At 67.4% G+C, this 18236-nt stretch carries 18 protein-coding genes and 1 tRNA gene; 6 read left to right on the forward strand and 13 right to left on the reverse strand.

Features of this window, described 5'->3' with window-relative positions; all coding sequences use genetic code 11:
• Positions 1-18 precede the first annotated feature (18 nt).
• The 9 genes from DIE22_RS09160 to recA form a co-directional block, all read right to left on the reverse strand.
• Positions 19-369, reverse strand: a complete 351-nt coding sequence (locus tag DIE22_RS09160; RefSeq protein ID WP_124499722.1) for a TonB family protein — start codon at positions 367-369, stop codon at positions 19-21.
• A gap of 216 nt (positions 370-585) precedes the next feature.
• Positions 586-2364, reverse strand: a complete 1779-nt coding sequence (locus tag DIE22_RS09165) for a Wzy polymerase domain-containing protein (protein ID WP_124604919.1) — start codon at positions 2362-2364, stop codon at positions 586-588.
• A gap of 162 nt (positions 2365-2526) precedes the next feature.
• Positions 2527-3123: a pilin gene (locus DIE22_RS09170; protein ID WP_124604920.1), complete on the reverse strand. Its 597-nt coding sequence runs from the start codon at positions 3121-3123 to the stop codon at positions 2527-2529.
• Between the two features lie 97 nt (positions 3124-3220).
• Complete coding sequence (locus DIE22_RS09175; protein WP_124499719.1) at positions 3221-3925, reverse strand: TerC family protein; 705 nt, start codon at positions 3923-3925, stop codon at positions 3221-3223.
• A gap of 157 nt (positions 3926-4082) precedes the next feature.
• Entirely contained in the window at positions 4083-4964 is an 882-nt protein-coding gene (sucD, locus tag DIE22_RS09180; RefSeq protein WP_042586225.1) for a succinate--CoA ligase subunit alpha, read from the reverse strand.
• Between the two features lie 149 nt (positions 4965-5113).
• Positions 5114-6280: an ADP-forming succinate--CoA ligase subunit beta gene (sucC, locus tag DIE22_RS09185; RefSeq protein WP_017334083.1), complete on the reverse strand. Its 1167-nt coding sequence runs from the start codon at positions 6278-6280 to the stop codon at positions 5114-5116.
• Between the two features lie 68 nt (positions 6281-6348).
• Positions 6349-6957: a DUF2889 domain-containing protein gene (locus DIE22_RS09190; RefSeq protein ID WP_124604921.1), complete on the reverse strand. Its 609-nt coding sequence runs from the start codon at positions 6955-6957 to the stop codon at positions 6349-6351.
• A 146-nt stretch (positions 6958-7103) separates the two neighbouring features.
• On the reverse strand, positions 7104-7973 hold the full coding sequence (gene recX, locus DIE22_RS09195; RefSeq protein WP_124499036.1) for a recombination regulator RecX: 870 nt from the start codon (positions 7971-7973) through the stop codon (positions 7104-7106).
• Positions 7973-9046: a recombinase RecA gene (gene recA, locus DIE22_RS09200; protein WP_046544497.1), complete on the reverse strand. Its 1074-nt coding sequence runs from the start codon at positions 9044-9046 to the stop codon at positions 7973-7975. Before recA ends, recX begins: the two co-directional genes overlap by 1 nt.
• Positions 9047-9236: 190 nt before the next feature.
• Between recA and DIE22_RS09205 the strand changes: the two genes are divergently transcribed.
• The 4 genes from DIE22_RS09205 (at position 9237) to DIE22_RS09225 (ending at position 13670) form a co-directional block, all read left to right on the forward strand.
• Positions 9237-9965: a response regulator transcription factor gene (locus DIE22_RS09205; RefSeq protein WP_124499035.1), complete on the forward strand. Its 729-nt coding sequence runs from the start codon at positions 9237-9239 to the stop codon at positions 9963-9965.
• A 17-nt stretch (positions 9966-9982) separates the two neighbouring features.
• Positions 9983-11536: a sensor histidine kinase gene (locus DIE22_RS09210; protein WP_124604922.1), complete on the forward strand. Its 1554-nt coding sequence runs from the start codon at positions 9983-9985 to the stop codon at positions 11534-11536.
• 242 nt (positions 11537-11778) lie between these two features.
• Complete coding sequence (locus tag DIE22_RS09215; protein WP_124499033.1) at positions 11779-13437, forward strand: MFS transporter; 1659 nt, start codon at positions 11779-11781, stop codon at positions 13435-13437.
• 156 nt (positions 13438-13593) lie between these two features.
• Positions 13594-13670, forward strand: a tRNA-Met gene (locus DIE22_RS09225).
• 110 nt (positions 13671-13780) lie between these two features.
• On the opposite strand, the gene DIE22_RS09230 is transcribed toward DIE22_RS09225, so the two are convergent.
• The gene (locus DIE22_RS09230) at positions 13781-14755 is read right to left on the reverse strand and encodes a LysR family transcriptional regulator (RefSeq protein ID WP_124499031.1); all 975 of its coding nucleotides are present in this window, start codon (positions 14753-14755) and stop codon (positions 13781-13783) included.
• A gap of 197 nt (positions 14756-14952) precedes the next feature.
• Entirely contained in the window at positions 14953-15921 is a 969-nt protein-coding gene (locus DIE22_RS09235) for a GlxA family transcriptional regulator (RefSeq protein ID WP_124604923.1), read from the reverse strand.
• Positions 15922-16035: 114 nt separating this feature from the next.
• On the opposite strand from DIE22_RS09235, the gene DIE22_RS09240 reads away from it, so the two are divergent.
• Positions 16036-16719 (forward strand): DJ-1/PfpI family protein, encoded by a 684-nt coding sequence (locus DIE22_RS09240; RefSeq protein ID WP_124499029.1) that lies wholly within the window; start codon positions 16036-16038, stop codon positions 16717-16719.
• A gap of 59 nt (positions 16720-16778) precedes the next feature.
• A complete protein-coding gene (locus DIE22_RS09245; protein ID WP_124499028.1) occupies positions 16779-17090 on the forward strand; it encodes a cupin domain-containing protein in 312 nt (103 codons plus the stop codon).
• Between the two features lie 58 nt (positions 17091-17148).
• Here DIE22_RS09245 and DIE22_RS09250 read toward each other — a convergent pair whose 3' ends face one another.
• Positions 17149-17433: a PAAR domain-containing protein gene (locus DIE22_RS09250; protein ID WP_059495397.1), complete on the reverse strand. Its 285-nt coding sequence runs from the start codon at positions 17431-17433 to the stop codon at positions 17149-17151.
• A gap of 152 nt (positions 17434-17585) precedes the next feature.
• The gene (locus DIE22_RS09255; RefSeq protein ID WP_124499027.1) at positions 17586-17978 is read right to left on the reverse strand and encodes an MAPEG family protein; all 393 of its coding nucleotides are present in this window, start codon (positions 17976-17978) and stop codon (positions 17586-17588) included.
• Positions 17979-18236: the final 258 nt, after the last annotated feature.

Consider the following 18236-nt stretch of genomic DNA (forward strand, 5'->3'; position numbering starts at 1 on the left):
CGCCGCATCGGCCGCCCGTCATTCGGCGCGTCGCGGCTCGAACACGAACGGTTGCGTGAGCAGGAACGGATTCGCGGTGGCGCCGGTCTGCGTGCAGGTCGCATGCGTCATCGCGTCGACGGCCGCGCGGTCTGCCGCCGCATTGCGGCTGCTCGTCGTCACGGTCACGTTCTGCGCTTCGCCCGAGGTCGTCATCAGCGCGCGCACGAGCACGGTGACCGGACGCGTGAGCGGCTTCGCGCTATCGGGATAGACGGCGCGCGGAATGTGGCAAGTCAGCTTGCTTTCCTGCGACGACGACAGCATCGCGCAGCCGGAAAACAGCACGGCGACGGCAGGCAGGATCAGGGTGGTCGAGCGAAGGGCCATGGTCGAATATCGTTCTTCAGTACCGTGTCGCGCATTGTGCACGCGCCGCCTCGCGCGTGGCGGCGATTTGACAATGGTTGACGCGAATCGCGCCGGATTCGACAGGCATCCATTCCCCGCGGGAAGCAATCGCCGCACCGTCCCGGCCGGCCACCGCTCCCCCGCCTCACCGCAATCCGGCCAGCGCCGGGATTCCCCGCCCGGCGCCGCGCGGCGTCACTCCGAATCGTCGTCCGATTCGTCGTCGTCCGCGTCGGCCGGCACTTCCCCGTATTTCGCGACCACGGCCGCCTTGAACCCCTTCAGCGCCGGTTGCTGGTCGCACAGCTTGTACAGCGACGCCAACTGCTGCGGCCAGTCCTTCAATTCCTTCGCGAACACATGCAGGCGCGCGACCGTATCGAGCGCGTCGGCTTCGCGACCGGCCAGCGCCTGCAGCGCGGCATAGCGGCGCAGCACCGTCTCGCCGGGCAGCAGCGCGATCGCGCGCTCGTGCGCGACGAGCTTGAGCGGCAGGTTGTCCGGCGAAATCGTCAGCAGCGTGGCCGCCCCGTAATCGCCCCACGCGCCGAACAGCCGCGACGGCGCATCGCGGTACTGCGCGGCCGGATCGTTGCCGTAATACAGCACTTCCGCGCGCTGGTAGTCGCGCAGCACGGGCACCGCCGCCAGCACGCCGCCGACCGACAGCAGCGCGAACAGCCCGAACGCCGCGCGGCCCGGCAGGATGCGCAGCGGCTTCACGTCGAGCAGTCCGATCACGAACATCGCCGGCAGCAGGAAGAACATGTACTGCTGCGGATATTCGACGAGCGCATGCATCAGCAGGATGCCGATCAGTGCGAGGCCGAACACGCGCGTGCTCGACTGCGGCGCGCGCACCGCGCGCACGAACCACGTCACGAGCGCGACGACGAGCACGCCGAGGCCGGCAAGACCGGACTTCGCGAGCAGGTCGATGAAGATGTCGTGCGAGTTGTTCGCGATCTCGACACCGCCGAGCGTGCGCACGAGCGCGAACTGGTGCGACGGGAATTCGCCCCAGCCGACGCCGAGCACCGGATGCTCGCGGAACATCGCGAGCCCGTACTTCCACAGCGCGAGCCGCGGCGCGATCTGCCCCGCGTCGCGCATCCGTTCGGCCGCCGACTCGGCAAGCCCCAGGTGGAAGTGCACGTTGGCCCAGCGCACCGCGACGTTCACCGCGACGAAGGCCACCGCGAGCACGACCGGCATCAGCCATGCGCGGCGGTTGCCCGGCGCGCGGCGCGACTCGAGCCAGGCCATCCAGAACCCCGCGACGACCATCACCGCCACCTGCAGCCACGGGCCGCGCGACACCGTCAGCGCGAGACCGGCCGACAGCACGATCGACAGCGCGAGCCATGCCCATGCCGCGAGCCGGCGCGTCTGCACCAGATACAGCGCGCCCGCGAGCGCGAACGCGATGTAGGTCGCCAGGTGGTTCGCCTGCGCCATGTTGCCGTACGGGCGGCGATCGACCGCGATGTTGTACATCACGACGAACGGCGACACCGCGGATTCGAGATGGAACAACTGCACGACCTGGCTCGCGACCGCGAGCATCCCGCCGAGCAGCAGCGCGCCGGCCATCATTTGCGCGGTGGCTTCGGCGAGCCCCTCGCGCGCAAGCGTGTAGCCGGCCTGCATCGCGACCAGCGCGGCGGCCAGATAGCCGACCGCCAGCCAGTTCATCGACGGCACCTTCAGCGGCATCAGCGCGACCTGCGCGATCAGCACCGCCGCGAACCCAAGCGGCGCGACGAACGCGGCCGGCGCGGCGAACGGCTCGGCCGGGCGACCCACGCGTGCCAGCAGGACGACCGAGAGCCCCACCAGCAGATACAGCACCAGCGCGGCAAACTCGGAATAAAAGGTCGGGATCGGATACGTGTGATTCGTGATCGAGTACGGCACGATCAGGGCGACAGCCAGCGCAACGAGCGGCAACGAACGGGAAAAAGTAGAAGGCATGAGCGAACCGGATGTCAGCAACCGGCGCACTATACAAAACTTTCCCCCCTCTGTGCGGGCCCGTCGCGCCGTCATCCGTTACGACAGGCCCGACGCGGCCGGCCGGCACGGCAAGCGCAGCGCCGTGCCCGCGGCCGCGCATCGGCCGGGACACCACCGGCACTATGCGCGGCATTCCGCGGGCGCATATTTCGCGGGCAGCGTCGCCGCGTCCGTCGGCAACGGGCCCGCTCCCGGCGCCGGAAGCGACGACGCAGCCTTGCCGGCGGCGAAGCACTCCCATGCGATCGCGCCTGACTGCATCGCGCCCTTTTTCAGCGGCACCCGCGCGGTCGGCGTGTCGGCCTTGTCCGGCGCGGACGGCACCAGGACGAGCGTATTCGCGTCGGCCGCCGCGACGCGGGCGGTGAACGCCACCGTGATCTGGCCCGTGTCGGCGTCGATGCGAACGGATTCAACGTTGCGGGTGGCGGCCGGCGAGCTGTAGCCGCCATCGAGGCCCGCGCCGCTCGCGGCGTTGTCGGCGACCGCGAGCCGCGCGGACGACGCGAGCGCGAGCCCCTCGCCGACCCGCGACCGCGCGAGGTAATCCTGGTACGCGGGGATCGCATAGGCCGCGATCACGCCGACGATCGCGAGCACGATCATCAGTTCGATCAGCGTGAAGCCGGCGGGCCGCCAGCGCGGCACCGGCCGGCGCGCGCGCCGCAGATCGGCGGCGATGCGACGGAACAGGGAAACGGAAAAGGCTTCGAACATGACTGGCTCCGGAAACGAAAAACGCCTGCCGAACCAGGCAGGCGTTTCGATCGTAGCCAGCAGGCCGCGAACCCGGCAGTCAGCCGGATGGCCAGCGTCAATGCGCGTCCGGGACGCCGCGGCGGTGCCGGAGCGCGTATCCGGCGGCGACGACGAACAAGGCGCCGGCGATGCTCGCGCCGTAAACCGCGGCCGGCGTATCGAGCACCGGCCAGCGATCGCCGACCGGATCGTGCACCATCAGCCCGCCGGCAATCCAGCCGAGCAGCCCGGCGCCCAGCGCGACGACAATCGGAAAGCGATCGAGCATCTTCAGCACCAGCGTGCTGCCCCACACGATGATCGGCACGCTGACGACGAGCCCGAAGATCACGAGCGCCAGCCGGTGCGACGGATCGGCCTGCTCGGCGGCGCCGGCGATCGCGATCACGTTGTCGAGGCTCATCACCGCGTCGGCGATCACGATCGTCTTCACGGCGTCCCACAGCCGGTCGGCCGGCTTCACGTTGTCGTGCGCGTCGGCGTCCGGCGCCATCAGCTTGACGCCGATCCACAGCAGCAGCAGGCCGCCGCCGAATTTCAGGAACGGCACGTCGAGCAGCACGACTGCGAACGCGATCAGCGCGACGCGCAGCAGGATCGCGCCGGCCGTGCCCCACACGACGCCGCGCAGCCGCTGGTTGGCCGGCAGGTTGCGGCACGCGAGCGCGATCACGACCGCGTTGTCGCCGCCGAGCAGGATGTCGATGATGACGATCTGGAACACGGCGCCCCAGTGCAGCGATGTCAGGAATTCAAGCATGAGTGGATATAGGTGCGGGGCAACGACTGTCCGACAGACGACCCGGTTCATCGCCGGAACATGCAGCATGCATGCCCGGGCCTTACAAATTCATTGCGCGAGCATAACAAAAACGCCGGCAAAGCCGGCGTTTTTTGCAGGACGAACCACGCGGAAATTACAGCGCCTTCTTCAGCAGGCGGCCCATTTCCGACGGGTTGCGCGTGACGGTGATGCCGCACGCTTCCATGATTTCCAGCTTCGCTTCGGCCGTATCCGCACCGCCCGAGATCAGCGCGCCGGCGTGGCCCATGCGCTTGCCCGGAGGCGCCGTGACGCCCGCGATGAAGCCGACGACCGGCTTCTTCATGTTGTCCTTGATCCACTGAGCGGCGTTGGCTTCGTCCGGACCGCCGATTTCGCCGATCATCACGACCGCATCCGTATCCGGATCGTCGTTGAACATCTTCATCACGTCGATGTGCTTCAGACCGTTGATCGGGTCGCCGCCGATGCCGACTGCCGACGACTGGCCGAGGCCCAGTGCCGTCAGCTGAGCAACGGCTTCATACGTCAGCGTGCCCGAACGCGACACGACGCCGATGCGGCCCTTGCGGTGGATGTGACCCGGCATGATGCCGATCTTCAGTTCGTCCGGCGTGATCGTGCCCGGGCAGTTCGGCCCGAGCAGCAGCGTCTTGCGGCCTTCGCGACGCATGCGGTCCTTCACTTCGATCATGTCGCGCACGGGGATGCCTTCCGTGATGCAGATCGCGAGATCGAGGTCGGCTTCGACCGCTTCCCAGATCGCAGCGGCTGCGCCTGCCGGCGGAACGTAGATGACCGACACGGTCGCGCCGGTTTCTTCCTTCGCTTCCTTGACGCTCGCGTAGATCGGAATGCCTTCGAAATCTTCGCCGGCCTTCTTCGGGTTCACGCCCGCGACGAATGCTTCGCGGCCGTTTGCGTATTCACGACAGGCGCGCGTGTGGAACTGACCGGTCTTGCCGGTAATGCCCTGCGTGATGACCTTCGTGTCCTTGTTGATCAGAATCGACATGTATTTTGACCTCTGTTCGATTGGCGTCGCGTGCAAACCGCGCCGCCATGCGTATTCATTGAGCGCGCCAAGAAAACGCCGGGCCGCCCCAAGTTTTCTTGACCCCCCCGGGGGGCCTGGCGCGTAGCGCCAGGTCTGGGGGCGCTTCTTTACTTGCCTTCGGCAGCCGCGACGACCTTCTGCGCAGCCTCTTCCATGCTGTCCGCCGAGATGATCGGCAGGCCCGAATCGGCCAGCATCTTCTTGCCGAGGTCCTCGTTCGTGCCCTTCATGCGCACGACGAGCGGCACGTTCAGGTTCACGGCCTTCGAACCGGCGATCACGCCTTCCGCGATCACGTCGCAGCGCATGATGCCGCCGAAGATGTTCACGAGGATCGCCTTCAGGTCCGGGTTCTTCAGCATCAGCTTGAACGCTTCCGTGACCTTCTCGGTCGTGGCGCCACCGCCGACGTCCAGGAAGTTCGCCGGCTCGCCGCCGAACAGCTTGATCGTGTCCATCGTCGCCATCGCGAGGCCTGCGCCGTTCACGAGACAGCCGATGTTGCCGTCGAGCGAGATGTACGCGAGGTCGAACTTCGACGCTTCGATTTCAGCCGGATCTTCTTCGTCCAGGTCGCGGTACGCGACGATTTCCGGGTGGCGGAACAGCGCGTTCGAGTCGAAGTTGAACTTCGCGTCGAGTGCGATGACCTTGCCGTCGCCGGAGACGTTCAGCGGGTTGATTTCAGCCAGCGACGCGTCGGTTTCCCAGAATGCCTTGTACAGGCCTTGCAGGATGGCGCGCGCTTGCGGAATCGAAGCAGCCGGCACGCCGATCTTCGCGGCCAGGTCGTCGGCCTGGGCGTCGAGCAGGCCGGTCGACGGCTCGACGATGACCTTGTGGATCAGTTCCGGGTGCTTTTCGGCAACTTCCTCGATGTCCATGCCGCCTTCGCTCGAACCCATCAGAACGATCTTTTGCGACACGCGATCAACGACGAGGCTGACATACAGTTCCTGCTTGATGTCGGCGCCTTCCTCGATCATCAGACGGTTGACCTTCTGGCCTTCCGGACCGGTCTGGTGCGTGACGAGCTGCATGCCGAGGATCTGGTTCGCGTATTCGCGAACCTGCTCGATCGACTTCGCCACCTTCACGCCGCCGCCCTTGCCACGACCACCCGCGTGAATCTGAGCCTTCACGACCCACACCGGGCCGCCGAGCTCTTCCGCAACCTTGACGGCCTCGTCAACCGAGAACGCCGGCTTGCCGCGCGGTACCGCGACGCCGAATTTCCGCAGGATTTCCTTACCCTGGTACTCGTGAATCTTCATGCGTGATTCCCTTCAGTCTGAGAGTTGGATGAAATGTCGCTTAAGACGCTTCTTCGAATGATTTCCGTTCATTCCTTCGTGCTGCCTTCACCGGGCAAGTCCGGCCGGCTCGGGCCATACCAGCGCGGGTAGTACTGCCGCACGACCTCGCCGTCGAACCGCAATGCCTGGCAGCGGCCAAGCTGGAAAGGCGGTTCGACGCGCTCGCCGTCATGGTCCGGCCCTTCGCCCCCCTCCTCGCGCACGTTCCATACATCACCGGCGAACGCCTGGATCGCTGCCGTCGGCAGCACGGCGCACAGTTCGGTGAGATGGGAGCAGCCTGCGACGCCGGCGAGCAGCCGGTTCGCGTTGCGGCGGAAATTGCGGAAGAGATTGAGCCCGATGAGGGCCCGATAGGCAGGCGGGGCGGATTGACAGTGACCGGGATAAGGAACCCATTCCGAAGACGCTTCGGCGTCGACGACATTGAGGTCACGATCGATGGTCACGCGCAGCCAGAGTTCGTGGATCGGCAGGCCCTGGGGCCGGATGCCCGACGCAAGCGCGACATCGCGCGGCTTGTGGTCGGTCAGGCAGGCTTCGATGTCCCACAAGCCGTCGCCGCGCTCGTAGGCTTCCGCTCGGATTGCGCGTCGATGTCGCAACTGACGGGGCACGGGCTCGGATAGCGGCATGCTGGAAGTTGAGGCCGAAGAGGAAAACCCGTGGATTTTAGCATATCGGGTATTCGAGGCATTCGGCCGCGACGGCGGGTATTCCCGCCTGTCCGGAAGCGGTTGCATTGCAGCAAAATCGCGCGCAGCGCGCGCGACCGAACCGGTCAGTCGTCGATCGGGAAATCGTCGCCGACCTTCAGCAACTTCACGATGGTCGCGCTCGAGAAGCCGCGCGCGGCAAGGAAGCGCGCCTGCTTCGCACGCTCGGCCGGCGTTTGCGGCAGCGCACCGAATTTCTTGCGCCAGACCGCCTGCGCACGTGTCCACTCGGTCTCGCGCAATTGTGCATTCACCTCCTCGACGAGACTGTCGCCGACCGCATGGCGCTTCAGTTCGCTGACGACGCGCGCGACGCCGACGCGCGACGCGCGGCGATGCACGAGGCTTTCGGCAAAGCGTGCGTCGGACAGCCAACCCTCCTGCTCCAGCGCATCCAGCACCGGTTCGATGGATTCGTCCTCGCCGACGTACGGCGCGAGCTTGCGCGCGAGTTCGGCGCGGCTGTATTCGCGCCGGGACAGGTAGCCGAGCGCGCGGCCCTTCAGCGAACGCGGCGGTTTCGACGATTTGCGCTCGGTGGCCTCCGACCCGCCGCCGGAAGCTGCGCTGGCGGAACTGCCGGACGCGCGGCGCGTGCGACGCGGATGCTGGCTGCTGCGCGTGTAGACGTCTTCCCTGGCCGGTGCCGCGGCGTCGGCTGCGCGCTCGCCCGGGAAGCTGACACCGGACACGCGACGACGCGGCCGGTCGTGCGCGTCGAACGATTCGTCGTCGTCGAACGGATCGTCCGGCGCGGTGATCTCAAACGAAACGAGGGCATCGTCGGATGCCCTCGTCGCGGTGCGGTTCGCGGCATCGCTGCCTGCAGACCGCCGGCTGGCGCCGGAGGGTGCGGCTCGCCGGCCCGAGCGACCCGCCGTTTCGGGCGCGTCGCTCGCTTCCGGTTCGCCAGCCTGACCTCGGCGCCCGACCATCACTCTTCTTCGTCCATCGCCTCGGCTTCGTCCTGGCCTGCACCATCGGGCATGGTGACCACGCCAAGCGATTCGCGAATGCGGTTCTCGATCTCGCGTGCGATTTCCGGATTCTCGCGCAGGAATTCACGCGCGTTGTCCTTGCCCTGGCCGATCTTCTCGCCGTTGTAGCTGTACCAGGCGCCGGCCTTGTCGACGATCTTCGCCTGCACGCCGAGATCGATGATCTCGCCCTGACGCGAAATGCCTTCGCCATACAGGATGTCGAAGATCGCTTCGCGGAACGGCGGCGACACCTTGTTCTTGACGACCTTCACGCGGGTTTCGTTGCCGATCACCTCGTCGTTCTTCTTGATCGAGCCGATCCGGCGGATATCCAGACGCACCGACGAGTAGAACTTGAGCGCGTTGCCGCCCGTCGTGGTTTCCGGGTTGCCGAACATCACGCCGATCTTCATCCGGATCTGGTTGATGAAGATCACGAGGCAGTTCGTGCGCTTGATCGTGCCGGTCAGCTTGCGCAGCGCCTGCGACATCAGGCGAGCCTGCAGGCCCGGCAGCGAATCGCCCATCTCGCCTTCGATTTCGGCCTTCGGCACGAGCGCCGCGACCGAGTCGATGACGATCATGTCGATCGAGCCCGAGCGCACCAGCGCGTCGGTGATTTCGAGCGCCTGCTCGCCGGTGTCCGGCTGCGAGATCAGCAGCTCCGGCACGTTCACGCCGAGCTTCGCTGCGTATTGAACGTCGAGCGCGTGCTCGGCGTCGATGAACGCTGCGGTGCCGCCCAGCTTCTGCAGTTCGGCGATGACCTGCAGCGTGAGCGTGGTCTTGCCGGACGATTCCGGACCGTAGATCTCGACCACCCGGCCGCGCGGCAGGCCGCCAACGCCGAGCGCGATATCGAGACCGAGCGAGCCCGTGGACACGACCTGGATGTTCTCGGTCGCTTCGCCGTCGCCCATCCGCATGATCGATCCCTTGCCGAACTGCTTCTCGATCTGCGCGAGTGCGGCCGCCAGCGCCTTGCTCTTCTCGGCGGTCATCCCGGAGCCCTTCTTGCTATCTTCCATGAATCGTCCTTTGCTATGATGAGCAGCGTCTGTCAGAGGCGCGCCCGCTTTCAAGCGCCGCCCACGAATGCAGACACTGTATAAAAAAACAGTGTTTTATGCAAGCCCGCAATGCAGGCTGCGTTGTACACGGATAACTTCGGAGACAGCCGCGCCGGCGCGAACGCCCCGCCGGCCACCGGTCAGCACCATGCGAATTCTCATCGCCGAAGACGACAGCATACTCGCGGACGGCCTCACCCGGTCACTCCGCCAATCGGGCTATGCGGTCGACCACGTGAAGAGCGGGGTCGAGGCCGACACCGCGCTGTCGATGCAGACCTTCGACCTGCTGATCCTCGATCTCGGGCTGCCCAAGATGCCCGGGCTCGACGTGCTGAAGCGCCTGCGCGCGCGCAATTCCAATCTCCCCGTGCTGATCCTGACCGCCGCCGACAGCGTCGACGAACGTGTGAAGGGGCTCGACCTCGGCGCGGACGACTACATGGCCAAGCCGTTCGCGCTCAACGAGCTCGAGGCGCGCGTGCGCGCGCTGACCCGGCGCGGCGCGGGCGGTGGCCCGACCGTCGTGCGCCACGGCTCGCTCGCGTTCGACCAGGTCGGCCGCATCGCGTATGCGAACGAGCGCGTGCTCGATTTGTCCGCGCGCGAGCTCGGGCTGCTCGAAGTGCTGCTGCAGCGCATCGGCCGGCTCGTGTCGAAGGAGCAGCTCGTCGACCATCTGTGCGAATGGGGCGAGGAAGTCAGCAACAACGCGATCGAAGTGTACGTGCACCGGCTGCGCAAGAAGATCGAGCCCAGCGGCGTGCGGATTTCCACCGTGCGCGGCCTCGGCTACTGCCTCGAGAAAGTCGCGCCCGCGGCGCCGGCCGACACGGCCGCGCCCCAGCCCGCGGCGGCCGGCACGCCGCTGCGCTGAAACCGGCCGTCGCCGCAATGGCCACGCCGGCCCATTCCCGCCATCCGACCGGCGAGCAGCCGTCCGCCGCCGACGCCGCGCGCGACGCGCGCTACGAGAACCCGTTCGCGCCGCCCGACGAGACCGACACGCCCGAGGCCGCGCGCCCGCGCTCGCTGTTCGGCGAAATCCTCGACTGGATGCTCGCGCCGCTCCTGCTGCTGTGGCCGATGAGCATCGCCGTCACCTATCTCGTCGCGAAGACGATCGCGAACGGCCCGTTCGACCGCGCGCTCGAGACCAACGCATACGTGCTCGCACGGCAGATCCATCCGGTCAACGGCGTCGCCGAGCTGACGCTGCCGCAGCAGACGCGCGACTTCCTGCGCGCGGACAACATCGACAGCGTTTACTTCCAGGTGCTCGGCACGCGCGGCGAACTGGTCGCGGGCGAGGCCGACATGCCGCTGCCGCGCGACGAGGACCGCCCGCCGCCGGGCGTCGTCGTGTTCCGCGACGACCTGCTGCGCGGCAACGACGTGCGCGTCGCGTATACGACCGTCGCGCTGCCGGCGTCGAGCAGCACGCAGCCCGTGCTCGTGCAGGTCGGCGAGACGCTCGACAAGCGCAACGCGCTCGCGAACGACATCATCAAGGGCGTGATCCTGCCGCAGTTCGTGATCCTGCCGCTCGCGATCCTGCTCGTCTGGTTCGGGCTGTCGCGCGGGCTCGCGCCGCTCAACGCGCTGCAGGCGCACATCCGCGCCAGGCGGCCCGACGACCTGTCGCCCGTCGAGGCGCAGCGCGCGCCGCCCGAAATCGAGCCGCTCGTCACGTCGTTCAACGACCTGCTCGCGCGTCTCGAACAGAACATGGCACTGCAGAAGCGCTTCATTGCCGACGCCGCGCACCAGATGAAGACGCCGCTCGCGGGGCTGCGCACGCAGGCCGAGTTCGCGTTGCGCCACCCCGTGCCGCCCGACGTGCAGCGCTCGCTCGAGCAGATCGCGACGAGCTCCGAGCAGGCCGCGCGGCTCGTCACGCAACTGCTCGCGCTCGCGCGCGCCGAGAACCGCGCGAGCGGGCTGACGTTCGAGCCGGTCGAGATCGCCGCGCTGGCGCGCCGCACGGTGCGCGACTGGGTGCAGGCGGCGCTCGCGAAGCGCATGGACCTCGGCTACGAAGGCCCGGAGGACGACGCGCCGCTCGACGTCGACGGCAATCCGGTGATGCTGCGCGAGATGCTCGGCAACCTGGTCGACAACGCGATCCGCTACACGCCCGAGGGCGGCCGCATCACCGTGCGCGTGCGGGCCGACCACGCGGCGCGGCGCGTGCATCTCGAAGTCGAGGACACCGGGCCCGGCATCCCGGCCGCCGAACGCGACCGCGTGGTCGAGCGCTTCTACCGGATCCTCGGCCGCGAAGGCGACGGCAGCGGCCTCGGGCTCGCGATCGTGCGCGAGATCGCCGCGCAGCACGGCGGCACGCTGACGCTCGACGATCATGTCTATCAGCAGGCGCCGCGCCTCGCCGGCACACTCGTGCGCATCAGCCTGCCGCTGTCCGAAGCCGCCCCGGATCAATCCTGACGCGCGCGGCCGGGCGCCGGACGCCGATCCTGCACAGCAGGTCGCGATCGCATCGAAACCGGTGTTTTATCGCCCGTTTGCGACACGATCGGGGCGCGAAGCGACCGATTCGGCACGGGTTAACGCGCAGTCGTTTTGTCCGCGCGAGTCAGTGCGCCGTAAGTTTCCCTGCCAATAATCGTCGACAGGCCCGCCCACCCAAGGCGGCCGCATATCTATATCAAGGGACTTGGAGACGATTCATGGCAACGTTAGGCGGGCAAATTTCGCACGCGCCGATGACGGGCGAAGAGAAGAAGGTGATCTTCGCGTCGTCGCTGGGCACCGTGTTCGAGTGGTACGACTTTTACCTGGCCGGCTCGCTCGCGGCCTACATCAGCAAGAGCTTCTTCTCCGGGGTCAATCCGACCGCCGCGTTCATCTTCACGCTGCTCGGGTTCGCGGCCGGCTTCGCCGTGCGGCCGTTCGGCGCGATCGTGTTCGGCCGGCTCGGCGACCTCGTCGGCCGCAAGCACACGTTCCTCGTGACGATCGTGATCATGGGTATCTCGACCTTCGTGGTCGGCTTCCTGCCAGGCTACGCGTCGATCGGCATCGCGGCTCCGGTGATCTTCATCGCGATGCGGCTGTTGCAGGGCCTCGCGCTCGGCGGCGAGTACGGCGGCGCGGCGACCTACGTCGCCGAGCATGCGCCGGCGAACCGTCGCGGCTTCTACACCGCGTGGATCCAGACGACCGCGACGCTCGGGCTGTTCCTGTCGCTGCTCGTGATCCTCGGCGTGCGCACCTTCATCGGCGAGGAAGCGTTCGGCAACTGGGGCTGGCGCGTGCCGTTCGTCGCGTCGATCGCACTGCTCGCGGTGTCGGTGTGGATCCGGCTGCAGCTGAACGAATCGCCGGTGTTCCTGCGCATCAAGGCGGAAGGCAAGACGTCGAAGGCACCGCTGACCGAAGCGTTCGGCCAGTGGAAGAACCTGAAGATCGTGATCCTCGCGCTCATCGGCCTGACGGCCGGCCAGGCCGTCGTGTGGTACACGGGCCAGTTCTACGCGCTGTTCTTCCTCACGCAGACGCTGAAGGTCGACGGCGCAAGCGCGAACATCCTGATCGCGATCGCGCTGCTGATCGGCACGCCGTTCTTCCTGTTCTTCGGGTCGCTGTCGGACAAGATCGGCCGCAAGCCGATCATCCTCGCGGGCTGCCTGATCGCGGCGCTGACCTACTTCCCGCTGTTCAAGGCGCTCACGCACTACGCAAACCCGCAGCTCGAACTCGCGACGCAGAAGGCACCGATCACGGTCGTCTCCGATCCGGCCACCTGCTCGTTCCAGTTCAACCCGGTGGGCACGTCGAAGTTCACGAACTCGTGCGACATCGCGAAAAGCGCGCTCTCGAAGGCCGGCCTGAACTACGAGAACGTTGCGGCACCGGCTGGCGCGACCGCCGAGATCAAGGTGGGTGACGCGGTGATCCCGGCCTATGACGGCAAGGCCGCCGACGCGAAGGCGCAGGGTGCGGCGTTCGACAAGACGCTCGCGTCGACACTGAAGGCGGCAGGCTACCCGGCGAAGGCCGACCCGGCGCAGCTCAACTGGCCGATGACGATCGTGATCCTGACGATCCTCGTGATCTACGTGACGATGGTCTACGGCCCGATCGCGGCGATGCTGGTCGAGATGTTCCCGACGCGGATCCGCTACACGTCGATGTCGTTGCCCTATCACATCGGCAACGGCTGGTTCGGCGGCTTCCTGCCGGCAACCGCGTTCGCGATCGTCGCGGCGAAGGGCAACATCTATTCGGGGCTCTGGTATCCGATCGTGATCGCGCTGGCCACGTTCGTGATCGGCCTGCTGTTCGTCAAGGAGACGAAGGACTCGGACATCTACGCGCAGGATTGAGGTCGGGTAGCCGGCGGGCATCGGTCGTCGGGCGTGTTCCTTGCGGTGCCCGCCCCGCCCGCAACCCGGGCTGCACGGGCCGCCGGCAACTTTTTTCAGGGAAGACGAAAAAAGGTGTTGACAGCCCGGCGGTAGGTCTACATAATTCAAGTCTTCGGCGAATTAGCTCAGTCGGTTAGAGCGACGGAATCATAATCCGCAGGTCCGGGGTTCGAATCCCTGATTCGCCACCAGTTGTAAAGGAAGCCGCTGTTCCGCAAGGATCAGCGGCTTTTTTCATTGCCGCCTCATTCAGCGACCGTGTCGCGCGCCGCCCTCCCTCAGGCCACGCGCTGCGCTGCTGCTACGCCACCACCACCCCGCGCTGCGCCTCGCTCGTCTGCGCGCGCACCTTCCCGCGCCAGTTCTCCCCGCCCTCCAGCGCCGGCGTCGACTCGAACAACTCCGCGAGCCAGTCCGCGAACACGCGCACCTTCTGCGACAGGTGCCGGTTGTGCGGATACACGATCGAGATCGGCTTGGGCTTCGGATTGCAGTCGGGCAGCACCTCGACCAGCGAGCCGTCGCGCAGGTTCGGCAGCACCATGAACAGCGTCGGCTGGATCATCCCGAACCCTTCGAGCCCGCACGTCACGTACGCATCCGAATCGTTGACGGTGACGCTGCCGTTCATCCGCACCTCGACCGGCTTGCCCTCGATCATGAACACCCATGGAATCGCACGCGCGCCATGGCTCGCGCGAAAATTGACCGCGTGATGGTCCGCCAGGTCGGCAATCTCCTGCGGCTCGCCATGACGCGCCAGATAATCCGGCGACGCGCAGGTCACGCGCTTGAGCATCCCGATCCGTCGCGCGACCATCGAAGAATCCTCGAGCGGCCCCACCCGGATCATGCAGTCGATGCCCTCCTCGACCGGATCCACGTAGCGGTCCGACAAGCCGAGGTCGAGCGTGATGTCCGGATACTGCTGCCGGAAGATCGACAGCGCCGGCAACACGACGCGCCGCCCGAGCGAGCTCGGCATGTGGACGCGCAGCACACCGCTCGGCTTGCGGTTGCCGGTCTGGAAACTCGAGTCGACCTCCGCGATCTCCGAGATGATCTTCATGCAGTGTTCGTAGTACGCGGCGCCCTCCGGCGTCAGCGACAGCCGGCGCGTCGTCCGGTGCATCAGGCGCACGCCGAGCAGCGCCTCGAGATTCTGGATGATGGTCGTCACCGACGCGCGCGGCATCGCGAGCGTGTCGGCCGCGCGCGTGAAGCTGTTCGCGTCGACCACGCGGGTGAAAACTTCCATTGCCTGGATGCGGTCCATGCTGCGCCCCCTTCGAATCGCCAACAGGACAGAATAGAGCGCGCAACGCGCGCGGCACAAGCCCCCGCCCATTGTTCTCCGTTCACGAACAGTTCAGGCGCTTCGGACTCGAAAGTGATCGAGTTTCGTTCAGTTCGGCACGACGATCGGCCTGTCTCCGGCCGCCGCGCGCCGGCTGCCCGCGGCACGCCCGCACGTTACCGCACGAACCGCTCGCGATAGCCCTGCGGCGACACGCCGAGCACGCGCACGAAACTGCGCCGCAGCGTCTCTTCCGAACCGAAGCCGCACCGCGTGGCGATCCGCTTGACGGGCCACGCGGTTTCGCCGAGCAAACGCTGCGCGGCCTCGACGCGGATCTGTTCGACCGCACGTGCGGGCGTGCGGCCGGTCCCTGCGCGATAGTGGCGCACGAAGCTGCGCTCGCTCATGCTGACGCGCTCGGCCAGCGCGGGCACCGACAGGTCGGCGCTCAGGTGCTCGGCGATCCATGCATGCAGTTCGCCGAAGCGGTCGTCGGTGCGCTGCATCGACAGCATCGCGCTGAACTGCGCCTGCCCGCCCGGCCGCTTCAGGAACACGACGAGTTCGCGCGCGGCGTCGAGCGCGACCGCCCGCCCGAGATCCTCCTCGACGAGCGCGAGCGCGAGATCGATGCCGGCCGTCACACCGGCCGACGTCCACAGCGCGCCTTCGCGGATGAAGATCGGATCGGGCTCGACGCGCACGTTCGGGTAGCGCGCCGCGAATTCATCGCAGCGCGCCCAGTGCGTGACCGCGCGCCGCCCGTCGAGCAGGCCGGCCTCGGCGAGCAGGAACGCCCCGGTGCAGACGGACGCGACACGTCGCGCGCGCTGCGCCTGCTGCCGGACCCAGCGCACCATCCGCGCATCCCGCGAAGCGGCGTGCACGCCCTTGCCGCCGGCCACGATCACCGTATCGGGCCGCCCGGCCGAGCGCAGCGAATCGGCCATCACGACGAGGCCGGACGACGTCTCGATCGGCCCGGCCTCGGCGGCGACGACGCGCGGCGCATACGGCGCGGGCTGACCGCGCTCCTGCGCGAGTTCGTTGACGGATGCGAACACCTGCAGCGGCCCGGTCACGTCGAGCAACTGCGCACGGGGAAACGCGAGGACCAGGATCGAGCGCGGAGCGGCGGACATGGCGTTTGGCAGAAAACGTGGGGGATATGGCAATTTCGCCAAACACTACGCGCCTAGAATCGATCTGTCCATCGTGCGCCGGTCGCGGCGCCCCCTTCCCTTCGGAGTGTTCGCATGACCCTGCATATCGGCCTTCTCGTGTTTCCGGGCGTCCAGCAACTCGATCTCACCGGCCCGCACGACGTGCTCGCATCGCTGCCCGGCGCGGCTGTCCACCTGGTCTGGAAATCGCGCGACAGCGTCGCGTCGAGCAGCGGCCTCGCGCTCGCGCCGACCTGCACGTTCGACGACTGCCCGCCGCTCGACGTGATCTGCGTGCCCGGCGGGATCGGGATCAACGACCTGCTGCTCGATGCCGAAACGATCGCGTTCGTGCAGCAGCGCGCGGCCGCCGCGCGCTACGTGACGTCGGTCTGCACGGGCGCGCTGCTGCTCGGCGTGGCCGGCCTGCTGCGCGGACGACGCGCGACGACGCACTGGGCGTTTCATGCACTGCTCGAACCGCTCGGTGCGGTGCCCGTGCGCGAGCGCGTGGTGCGCGACGGCAACCTGATCACCGGCGGCGGCGTGACGGCCGGCATCGACTTTGCGTTGACGATCGCCGCGGAACTGGCCGGCGACGAAGAAGCGCAGGCGATCCAGCTGCAGCTCGAATACGCGCCTGCGCCGCCGTTCGACGCCGGTTCGCCCGACACGGCGCCAGCATCGGTCGTGAAGCGCGTCACCGAACGCTCGGCGGCCGGCTTTGCGAAACGCAAGCAGACGATCGAACAGGCACTGCGCGCGGTGTCGCGCTGAATGCGAGGGCGGGGAAATTGACGGAAGGGCGACGCGCCGTGGCGCCGGAGAACACATCGATGAACATCATCCGCAGCGCGGCGTTCACCGCGGACCGCGCGTGGGGCGCGCTCGACATCGCGAACCTGAACGGCGTCACGGTCCGCCTGCACTGGACCGACCAGCCGTATCGATGGCATGTGAACGACGGCGAGGAAGTGTTTGCCGTGCTCGACGGCCGCGTCGAGATGCGCTATCGCGTGGCAGGCGTCGAGCACGCGACGGTGCTCGAAACGGGTGACGTGTTCCATGCGGCGGCCGGCATCGAGCACGTCGCGCATCCGCTCGGCGAAGCACGCATCCTCGTGATCGAAGCCGAAGGCAGCGTCTGACGGCCGGCGGCCGTGCGCCGACGTCGCGCGGATGGCAACCGCATCCGCGCGGCGGGTGTCATCCGGTGATCGTCCCCGTGGCCTGCGACGCGATCAGCTTCGGCTGCGGCGTGCACAGACACTGGCACAGGTCGTGTTCGAGCGCGACGACCTTGCCCATCACGGTCATCGTCCGCTCTCCGCCGTCGGACACGATCACGCCCGGCGACTTGCACGCGGCGCAGAACACGGACGCGCCGAGATAGGCGAGTTCGCGTCCGTCGAATGACGAATTGGCGATCCCTTCGAGCACCACCCCGCCGTGGTCGGTCGTGTCGCCCTTCAGAATGAATTTGCGGCTCATGTTGTCGGTTCTTCCCTCGGAAATGCCGTGCAACGCGGCAGCGCGCAGGCAGTCGGAATCCGCCCGTCGATCGCGGGCGCCCCGCGAGCATATCACCGCTCGCCGCGGCCGCTCCCGTCAGGACTGGTGCCGTATGCCCCGAGCGCCGCCCTTCAGACGAACAGCGCGATACACAGCGCGGCGCCGCACAGATACGTGCCGAGCGCGCCGACGAAGCGCACGGGATTCGGGTTGGCCATCGTCGGCCACGCCAGCAATCCGACCACGAGCAGGCAGCGGCACGCGGTCGCCGCGACGATCAGCGCCAGAACCGCGCGCGACGGATCATGCGCGCCGAAATAGAGAAACAGCACCGCGAGAAACGGCGCGTATTCGGCCGTGTTGCCGTGCGCGCGCACGACCTTGTGCAACCCGTTCGCCGGATCGGGGGCACACCCGGATCCGGTGGTGCACCGGAAGCGCGTGACGGACACGATGAGCCCGAGCCCGAACAGCAGCAGCCCGAGGATGGCCGTGCAAACGAGCGCGACGGGATGGATCGGCATGGGACTCTCGGCGAAAGCGGAAGTGCGCCGCACATCCGGCGATCCTACCCGCGGCCGGCGCGCACGGCTATCGCGAAAACCCGCAGCATCGCCGTACGACGGCCGCGGTTTCACGGGCACGTTCCGGCCCGAATTGTCGCCCTGCCGCACCGCACGAAACCGGTGCATCTTCCGCCCGCCCGGCCGCCCGGGCTTGCCCGCCGAACCCCTTGCCACGCGGACGTCCCGACATGAAACGCGCAAACGTTACGCTGCGGG

This window comes from Burkholderia sp. Bp9142 (genome assembly GCF_003853415.1).
Classification (GTDB): Bacteria; Pseudomonadota; Gammaproteobacteria; order Burkholderiales; family Burkholderiaceae; genus Burkholderia.

Bases quoted from the DNA above. Each gene is read 5' to 3' on its own strand.
- DIE22_RS09160 (WP_124499722.1), bottom strand. From the start codon at position 369: ATGGCCCTTCGCTCGACCACCCTGATCCTGCCTGCCGTCGCCGTGCTG.
- DIE22_RS09165 (WP_124604919.1), bottom strand. From the start codon at position 2,364: ATGCCTTCTACTTTTTCCCGTTCGTTGCCGCTCGTTGCGCTGGCTGTC.
- DIE22_RS09170 (WP_124604920.1), bottom strand. From the start codon at position 3,123: ATGTTCGAAGCCTTTTCCGTTTCCCTGTTCCGTCGCATCGCCGCCGAT.
- DIE22_RS09175 (WP_124499719.1), bottom strand. From the start codon at position 3,925: ATGCTTGAATTCCTGACATCGCTGCACTGGGGCGCCGTGTTCCAGATC.
- sucD (WP_042586225.1), bottom strand. From the start codon at position 4,964: ATGTCGATTCTGATCAACAAGGACACGAAGGTCATCACGCAGGGCATT.
- sucC (WP_017334083.1), bottom strand. From the start codon at position 6,280: ATGAAGATTCACGAGTACCAGGGTAAGGAAATCCTGCGGAAATTCGGC.
- DIE22_RS09190 (WP_124604921.1), bottom strand. From the start codon at position 6,957: ATGCCGCTATCCGAGCCCGTGCCCCGTCAGTTGCGACATCGACGCGCA.
- recX (WP_124499036.1), bottom strand. From the start codon at position 7,973: ATGGTCGGGCGCCGAGGTCAGGCTGGCGAACCGGAAGCGAGCGACGCG.
- recA (WP_046544497.1), bottom strand. From the start codon at position 9,046: ATGGAAGATAGCAAGAAGGGCTCCGGGATGACCGCCGAGAAGAGCAAG.
- DIE22_RS09205 (WP_124499035.1), top strand. From the start codon at position 9,237: ATGCGAATTCTCATCGCCGAAGACGACAGCATACTCGCGGACGGCCTC.
- DIE22_RS09210 (WP_124604922.1), top strand. From the start codon at position 9,983: ATGGCCACGCCGGCCCATTCCCGCCATCCGACCGGCGAGCAGCCGTCC.
- DIE22_RS09215 (WP_124499033.1), top strand. From the start codon at position 11,779: ATGGCAACGTTAGGCGGGCAAATTTCGCACGCGCCGATGACGGGCGAA.
- DIE22_RS09230 (WP_124499031.1), bottom strand. From the start codon at position 14,755: ATGGACCGCATCCAGGCAATGGAAGTTTTCACCCGCGTGGTCGACGCG.
- DIE22_RS09235 (WP_124604923.1), bottom strand. From the start codon at position 15,921: ATGTCCGCCGCTCCGCGCTCGATCCTGGTCCTCGCGTTTCCCCGTGCG.
- DIE22_RS09240 (WP_124499029.1), top strand. From the start codon at position 16,036: ATGACCCTGCATATCGGCCTTCTCGTGTTTCCGGGCGTCCAGCAACTC.
- DIE22_RS09245 (WP_124499028.1), top strand. From the start codon at position 16,779: ATGAACATCATCCGCAGCGCGGCGTTCACCGCGGACCGCGCGTGGGGC.
- DIE22_RS09250 (WP_059495397.1), bottom strand. From the start codon at position 17,433: ATGAGCCGCAAATTCATTCTGAAGGGCGACACGACCGACCACGGCGGG.
- DIE22_RS09255 (WP_124499027.1), bottom strand. From the start codon at position 17,978: ATGCCGATCCATCCCGTCGCGCTCGTTTGCACGGCCATCCTCGGGCTG.